The 6,705-nt window shown below is 70.5% G+C and carries 7 protein-coding genes, 1 tRNA gene and 1 other RNA gene; 4 read left to right on the top strand and 5 right to left on the bottom strand.

Annotation, left to right across the window (positions count from 1 at the left end):
* Positions 1–1,863 (bottom strand): DNA polymerase III subunit gamma and tau (locus E1293_RS42750; RefSeq protein WP_132205181.1); only part of this gene is annotated, 1,863 nt, incomplete at its 3' end.
* A 61-nt stretch (positions 1,864–1,924) separates the two neighbouring features.
* An RNA gene (gene ffs / locus E1293_RS42745) (signal recognition particle sRNA small type) lies at positions 1,925–2,020 on the bottom strand.
* A gap of 59 nt (positions 2,021–2,079) precedes the next feature.
* On the opposite strand from ffs, the gene E1293_RS42740 reads away from it, so the two are divergent.
* Complete coding sequence (locus tag E1293_RS42740) at positions 2,080–2,424, top strand: DUF952 domain-containing protein (protein WP_132205179.1); 345 nt, start codon at positions 2,080–2,082, stop codon at positions 2,422–2,424.
* Positions 2,425–2,434: 10 nt separating this feature from the next.
* Positions 2,435–2,522 (top strand) — tRNA-Ser (locus tag E1293_RS42735).
* A gap of 45 nt (positions 2,523–2,567) precedes the next feature.
* Here the strand turns inward: E1293_RS42735 and E1293_RS42730 are convergent.
* The gene (locus tag E1293_RS42730; RefSeq protein ID WP_243717416.1) at positions 2,568–3,020 is read right to left on the bottom strand and encodes an Lrp/AsnC family transcriptional regulator; all 453 of its coding nucleotides are present in this window, start codon (positions 3,018–3,020) and stop codon (positions 2,568–2,570) included.
* Positions 3,021–3,096: 76 nt separating this feature from the next.
* Between E1293_RS42730 and E1293_RS42725 the strand changes: the two genes are divergently transcribed.
* A complete protein-coding gene (locus E1293_RS42725; RefSeq protein ID WP_132205177.1) occupies positions 3,097–4,023 on the top strand; it encodes an SMP-30/gluconolactonase/LRE family protein in 927 nt (308 codons plus the stop codon).
* 139 nt (positions 4,024–4,162) lie between these two features.
* A complete protein-coding gene (locus tag E1293_RS42720; RefSeq protein ID WP_132205175.1) occupies positions 4,163–4,471 on the top strand; it encodes a type II toxin-antitoxin system VapB family antitoxin in 309 nt (102 codons plus the stop codon).
* Here E1293_RS42720 and E1293_RS42715 read toward each other — a convergent pair whose 3' ends face one another.
* Both E1293_RS42715 and E1293_RS42710 read right to left on the bottom strand, forming a co-directional pair.
* Positions 4,472–5,725 (bottom strand): CynX/NimT family MFS transporter, encoded by a 1,254-nt coding sequence (locus E1293_RS42715; protein WP_132205173.1) that lies wholly within the window; start codon positions 5,723–5,725, stop codon positions 4,472–4,474. It abuts the gene before it with no gap.
* A gap of 225 nt (positions 5,726–5,950) precedes the next feature.
* Complete coding sequence (locus E1293_RS42710) at positions 5,951–6,661, bottom strand: FadR/GntR family transcriptional regulator (RefSeq protein WP_132205171.1); 711 nt, start codon at positions 6,659–6,661, stop codon at positions 5,951–5,953.
* Positions 6,662–6,705 lie beyond the last annotated feature (44 nt).

Raw genomic sequence — 6,705 nt, 5'->3', positions numbered from 1 at the left:
GGGCGGCGGCTCGTCCGGCGGCGGGGGCGGCGGTTCCGGTGCCCGCTCGGGCCTGGGAGCCTGCGCGGCGGACTGGACGGGCTGCCGCGGCTGCGGTGCCGGGTTCGGTGTCGCCGCTCCACCGAACCCACCGCTAGGGCCCGGCCGCCCCGGTGGGGGGCCGGCCGCCGCGCCGCCGACGACGGTCTCGATCCGCCAGTCGACGCCCATCCGCTCCTTGAACACCTCGCGCAGGACGGTGTCGCGGCCGCCGTTGACGAAGCCGAGACGGCGCCCCTCCGCGTCGAAGCCCAGGGTCAGGACCTTGCCGTCCAGCGACACCGGCTGCACCCCGGACATGATGACCATCCAGGTGGCGCGGCTCTTCTGCTTCACGGCTTCGACGACGTCCGGCCAGAGCCGCTGAACGGTGCCGAAGTCCGCCCCTCCACCCGAGGCGGAAGCGGGACCCGGCGCCGGGCTCGGAGAACTCCGCGGCACCTCGGCGGTAGGCGCGACCTGACGCTCTGGAGCCGCCGGGCGCTCCGGCGGCGCTTGACGCTCTGGGGCCGCCGGGCGTTCCGGAGCCGCTTGACGTTCCGGCGCGGCCGGGCGTTCCGGCGGCGGCGGGGGAGCCTGTTCAGCCGCGCGGGTAGGCGGCTCGGCCGGCGCCGGGGCGCTGAACGCCGGGGCGGGAGCGCCGCCCGGCGCAGTGAGGCCGCCTTGGGAGGCCTGGCGTTCCAGGCGGTCCAGGCGGGCGAAGAGGGAGGACTCGTCCTCGTAGGCCGCGGGCAGGAGGATCCGGGCGCAGATCAGTTCGAGCAGCAGCCGCGGGGCCGTGGCGCCGCGCATCTCGGTGAGGCCGGTGTGCAGCAGGTCGGCGGCGCGGGTCAGTTCCGCGGGGCCCATCGAGGACGCCTGGCGCCGCATCTGCTCCAGTTCGTCCGGCGGGACGTTCAGGAGCCCCGATCCCCCGGCCTCCGGGACGTTCGACAGGATCACCAGGTCGCGGACGCGTTCCAGCAGGTCGGCGGCGAACCGGCGCGGGTCCTGGCCGCTTTCGATCACCCGGTCGATCGCGGCGAACACGGCGGCGCCGGCGCGGGCGGCGAAGGCCGCGATGACCTCGTCCAGCAGCGCCGAGTCGGTGTAGCCGAGCAGCGAGACGGCCCGCGTGTACGTGATGCCGTTCTCGTCCGATCCGGCGAGGAGCTGGTCCAGGATCGACAGCGTGTCGCGGGCGGACCCGGCGCCCGCCCGCACCGCCAGCGGCAGCGCCGACGCCTCGTACGGGACGTCCTCGCTCCGCAGGATCTCCTCGACGAGTTCCTGCAGCACGCCGGGCGGGATCAGCCGGAACGGGTAGTGGTGCGTCCGGGACCGGATCGTCCCGATGACCTTCTCCGGCTCCGTCGTCGCGAACACGAACTTCAGGTGCGGCGGAGGCTCCTCGACGAGCTTCAGGAGCGCGTTGAAGCCCTCCCGGGTGACCATGTGCGCCTCGTCGATGATGTACACCTTGAAGCGCGCCGACACCGGGGCGAAGAAGGCGCGTTCCCGCAGGTCGCGGGCATCGTCGACACCGCCGTGGGACGCGGCGTCGATCTCGATCACGTCGATGTGCCCCGTCCCGGACGGCCCGAGCGCGACGCACGAGTCGCACTTGCCGCACGGGTCCGGGGTGGGGCCCTGCTCGCAGTTCAGCGAGCGGGCGAGGATCCGGGCGCTGGACGTCTTGCCGCACCCGCGCGGACCGCTGAACAGGTACGCGTGGTTGATCCGGCCGTTGCGCAGCGCCTGCTGCAGGGGCTCGGCGACGTGCTCCTGCCCCTTCAGCTCGGCGAACGTCGCTGGCCGGTACTTGCGGTACAGAGCCAGACTCATCGGGGGCCCGCCCTCTCTCAAGAAGCAGAGCGTCGGAAGCACACTGTCGTCGCCGTCAAAGCAAAGGGACCCCCCGCACACCCGCCAGAGCCTGCTTATCCTTGCTGCCTTCCGGCCCTGGGGAGGTTCACAGGGTGACGCCGTGCGAGGGGTCTGCACAGAGTCTATGGCATCCCCCACCCTGGATCGCCATGCTTCCCGCGTAGTCTCCGCCTCATGTCCGTCCCAAAGCAGGACACACTCCTGCACATCGCAGAACGAACCCACTGGGAATCCGCCCGTGCCTCGGGTGTGTCGTACACCATGTCCACGCTGGGCCGGACGTTGGACGACGAGGGCTTCATCCACTGCTCGTCCGACCTGGACCAGGTGGACGGCGTCCTAGGCCGCTTCTACGGCGACGTCCACCGGGATGACCTGGCGCTCCTCGTCGTAGACGTGTCCCGCCTGGACGCCCCCGTCCGGTACGAGCCCGCCGGGGACGAACTCTTCCCCCACGTCTACGGACCGATCCCGATCTCCGCCGTAATTGATGTCAGGGCACTGCCTGAGAACCGGTAGGCTCTTGCGTGGAGGATTCGCCTAGTGGCCTAGGGCGCACGCTTGGAAAGCGTGTTGCGTGCAAGCGCTCGCGAGTTCGAATCTCGCATCCTCCGCCACACCGAGGCCGGTGCCCGACGCGGGCACCGGCCTTTCGCGTGCGGTCACTGGCTTGTGGGTGAGACCGGGCGCTCGAAGAAGGTCTCCAGGACGACCGTCGCGTGCGTTCCGCTGATGCCCTGGATGTCGTAGAGGCGGCGCAGGACGTCCTGGAGCCGCCCGGTCGTGGACGTCCGCACCTTGACCAGCACGGACGCGTTGCCCGCGACGACGTGGGCCTCCTGCACCTCCGGGATGGCGGCGAAGTCGGCCGCGCGGTCGCCCATCCAGACCGACGAGTCGATCATGACGAAGGCCAGCACGCCCTGGCCCAGCGCCGCCGGCTCCACGTCCACGCTCGTCCGGCGGATGACACCGGCCTCGCGCATCTTGCGGACCCGTTCGTGGACGGCCCCCGCCGAGAGGCCGACCGCCGTGCCGAGGGCCGCGTAGGACCGGGTGGCGTCCTGCTGAAGGAGTTCCAGCAGCCGGCGGTCGATGTCGTCCACGTTCTTCACAAAGAAACCATATCGTGTGCGACCATCACCGTGTTACGTTGAACATTATTCAGCACTACTCCCCCATAGGAGAACAATGCCCAAGGAAGCAGCAGACGGGGTGTACGAGGTTCTGGACGACCGGTTCCGCACCGGACGCTGCTGCCACGGCGACCAGCACCTCGAACGCCTCCACGGCGACTGCCGCTGGGCCGAAGGCCCCCTCTACCTCCCCGCCTGGCGGCAGCTGGTCTGGAGCGACATCCCCAACGACCGCATGCTGCGCTGGGACGAGACGACCGGCGCCGTGTCGCTCTTTCGCGCACCGGCAGGCCACAGCAACGGCAACACCCTCGACGGGCAGGGCCGGCTGATCACCTGCGAGCAGGGCGGCCGCCGGGTGACCAGGACCGAACCGGACGGCTCGATCACCGTCATCGCCGACCGCTTCGAGGGCCGGCGCTTGAACAGCCCCAACGACGCGGTCGTCCGCTCCGACGGATCGATCTGGTTCTCCGACCCCGACTTCGGCATCACCAGCGACTACGAAGGCCACCGCGCGAAGAGCGAGATCGGCGCCTGCAACGTCTACCGGGCCGACCCGGCGACCGGCGAGGTCCGCCTCGCCGCGGACGGCTTCGAGGGCCCGAACGGCCTCGTCTTCTCCCTGGACGAGCGCCGCCTGTACGTCGCCGACACCCGCGCCGCCCACATCCGGGTCTTCGACGTCCACGACGACGGCACGCTCTCGGACGGCGAGGTCTTCGCGGAGGGCCGCGACGGCGTCCGCTTCGACAACATCCGCTTCGACCAGGACGGGCGCCTCTGGGCCGCCGCTTTGGAGGACGGCGTCCACTGCTACGACCCCGACGCCACCCTCATCGGCCGGATCCGCGTCCCCGAGCCCGTCTCCAACATCACCTTCGGCGGCCCCAAGAACAACCGCCTGTTCATCACCGCGACCACCGGTCTGTACTCCGCGGTGACGTCGGTGACCGGCGTCCCCAGAGTGCGGCGGCCCTAACAGCCCAGCGGTGCCAGCGGCACTAAATGACGGTGGTGATCAATCAAGTCGTAACTGGTTTACCAGATGTGCCAAGACGAGTGACTCGTGTTGTTGCGTTGCCTGTTCCGGCCGGAGGACGACGCCGTAGACTCGGAGGGTGATCTTCAAGGCGGTAGGTGAGGGAAGGCCCTATCCGGAGCACGGCTTCTCGTCGCGGGACTGGGCAAAGATCCCGCCTCGCCAGGTCCGCCTCGACCAGCTCGTCAGCACCAAGCGTGAGATGGACCTGCAGTCCCTCCTGTCAAAGGACTCCACGTTCTACGGCGACCTGTTCCCGCACGTGGTCCAGTGGCAGGGCGAGCTCTACCTTGAGGACGGCCTGCACCGTGCGCTCCGGGCGGCGCTGCACCAGCGGCTCGTCCTGCACGCCCGCGTCCTGGACCTGGACGCCGTCGACCTGACCTGATCAGCGGACTCGGACCGGCTCCGCGGCGAGCCCCTTCGGCTCCACCAGCGGCGTCCGCGAACCGGCCGGACGGACGAACCCGGGACGCGCCGCCAGCAGCCCGAAGACCAGTTCCGGCACCACCAGGGCGAGCAGCAGGACGACCGGAACGTCCCAACCGCCCGTGACGCCGTGCAGGAAGCCGACCGCGAACGGTCCCGCCGCGGCCAGGAGATACCCACCCGTCTGCGCCATTCCGGACAGGCTCGCGGCCACCGGCGGACTCGGGGACCGCAGGCTCAGCAGCGTGTAGGCCAGCGGGAACGCACTGCCCGTCCCGGTGCCGAGGACCACGACCCACACCCAGCCGGCGGACGGGACGAGGAGCAGCCCGGCGAGTCCGGCGACCATGGTGGCCGCGACGGCGACGACGAAGGGACGCTGGTCACGCAGCCGGGCCGCGAACACCGGGACGAAGAAGCCCAGCGGAATACCGACGATCATCATCGTCGAGACCATCATCCCGGCGGCCGCGGGCGTGTACCCGGCGTCCCGCATGATCTCCGGCAGCCACGACATGAGCACGTAGAACATCAGCGACGCCAGCCCCATGAAGACCGCGACGAACCAGGCCGCCGGCGACCGCAGCAGCGACCCGCCGGCGCGCGAGGCCACGGCCGCAGCGGCCGGCGCGCGGCGTCCCCGGACGGCGAGCGGCCCCCACACCAGCGCCGCGACCAGCGACGGGACGGCCCACACGGCGAGGGCGAGCCGCCACCCGCCGGCCTCGTCCAGCGGCACCGCGAGCCCCGCGGCGACCGCGCCGCTGCCCGCCATGAGCATCATCGCCAGCCCGGTGAGTGAGCCCACGCGGGTCGGGAAAGCGCGCTTGATGACGGCCGGCATGAGGACGTTGCCCATCGCGATCCCGGCACCCGCAAGGACCGTTCCAAAGAACAGTGAGACCGGCGACTGCACCACCCGCAGCACGATCCCCGCCGTGATCATGACCAGCGACCCGGCGATGGCGGTCTCGGCCCCGAACCGGCGCGCGACGACGGGCGCGACCGCCGCGAAGACGCCCAGGCAGAGCACCGGCAGCGTGGTGAGCATCCCCACCTCGGCACCGGACAGCCCGAACGCCTCCCGCAGGTCGCCGAGCACCGGCGAGATCCCGGTGATCGCGGCCCGCAGGTTGATCGTCAGCAGCACCAGCCCGACGAGCGACCAAACGGCCACGGACCGGGAAACGGAGGTCGTCTGAGAACTCTTCATGTCACCTTTCATCCACACGAGAACGCCCACCTCGCCCACCAAATCGCCGCCCTAAGACAGCCGAACCTGGAAGGCCCTCTTCGACGGCACTGGTCCGTCCCCTGACGGGCCAGGCGACCGCCTCCCCCCACGCGGAAAAACCAGGGCCGTCGTCAGCCGATTTGGTGCAGCACGTTATTTACACAAGTCCGCATGTAAGCCCGAAACCCCAGCGGACCATTCGCGTCAAGACGCGGTCTCCGGACGGCGTCCTGCCTCCGGAGCCGCCTGACCGGTCGACGCAAGGATCTGATCGAGGCACGCATGGGTGGCCTGGGACGCGGCATCGGCCTCGCCCGCCTCGATAGCCGCGGCGATGGGCCCATGCGGGACGTCGGAGTGTTCCAAAAGCGTGCCGGCGGCGCCGATACTGGCCCGCAGCGCAGCGCTGAAGTCGCGGTAGAGATCCGTCAGGACGCGGTTGTGCGTGGCGTCGACAACGGCGGTGTGGAACTCGAGGTCCGCTTCGACGAAAGTCGAATGCTCGCCCGCCACCCATGCCGCGTCCCTGCGCGCGAGAGCGACCGCGATGGCGGCAATGTCGGCGTCCGTTCGGCGGGTGGCGGCGAGCCTGGCCGCCTCCACTTCCAGCCCGCGCCTGACCTCAAGAATCTCGACCAGCTCCGCCGTCTCCAGCCGCCGCCGGACGGCCCCGGACAACTCACTCGTCGCCCGCACATACGTCCCGTCGCCCTGCAGACTCTCGAGCAGCCCCGCATGCGTGAGCGCCCGAACCGCCTCCCGGACGGTGTTCCGCCCGACCCCGAGCGTCTCCGACAACACCGGCTCCGGCGGAATCTTGGCGCCAACGGGCCACCCACCCCCGGTGATCTCGCTCCTGAGCTGCTCGATCACCTGATCCACCAACGACGACCGCCGAGCCGTCCGCAACGTCACCCCAGCCCCCCAGTCAGCCAATCATCCTATGTCTCGATGATAGG

The organism is Actinomadura darangshiensis (genome assembly GCF_004349235.1).
Taxonomy (GTDB): domain Bacteria; phylum Actinomycetota; class Actinomycetes; order Streptosporangiales; family Streptosporangiaceae; genus Spirillospora; species Spirillospora darangshiensis.
This window is presented reverse-complemented; position numbering and strand designations above follow the sequence as displayed.

Coding starts and splice junctions, on each gene's coding strand:
- E1293_RS42740 (WP_132205179.1), top strand. CDS start 2,080: ATGTCCGTCCCAAAGCAGGACACACTCCTGCACATCGCAGAACGAACC.
- E1293_RS42725 (WP_132205177.1), top strand. CDS start 3,097: ATGCCCAAGGAAGCAGCAGACGGGGTGTACGAGGTTCTGGACGACCGG.
- E1293_RS42715 (WP_132205173.1), bottom strand. CDS start 5,725: ATGAAGAGTTCTCAGACGACCTCCGTTTCCCGGTCCGTGGCCGTTTGG.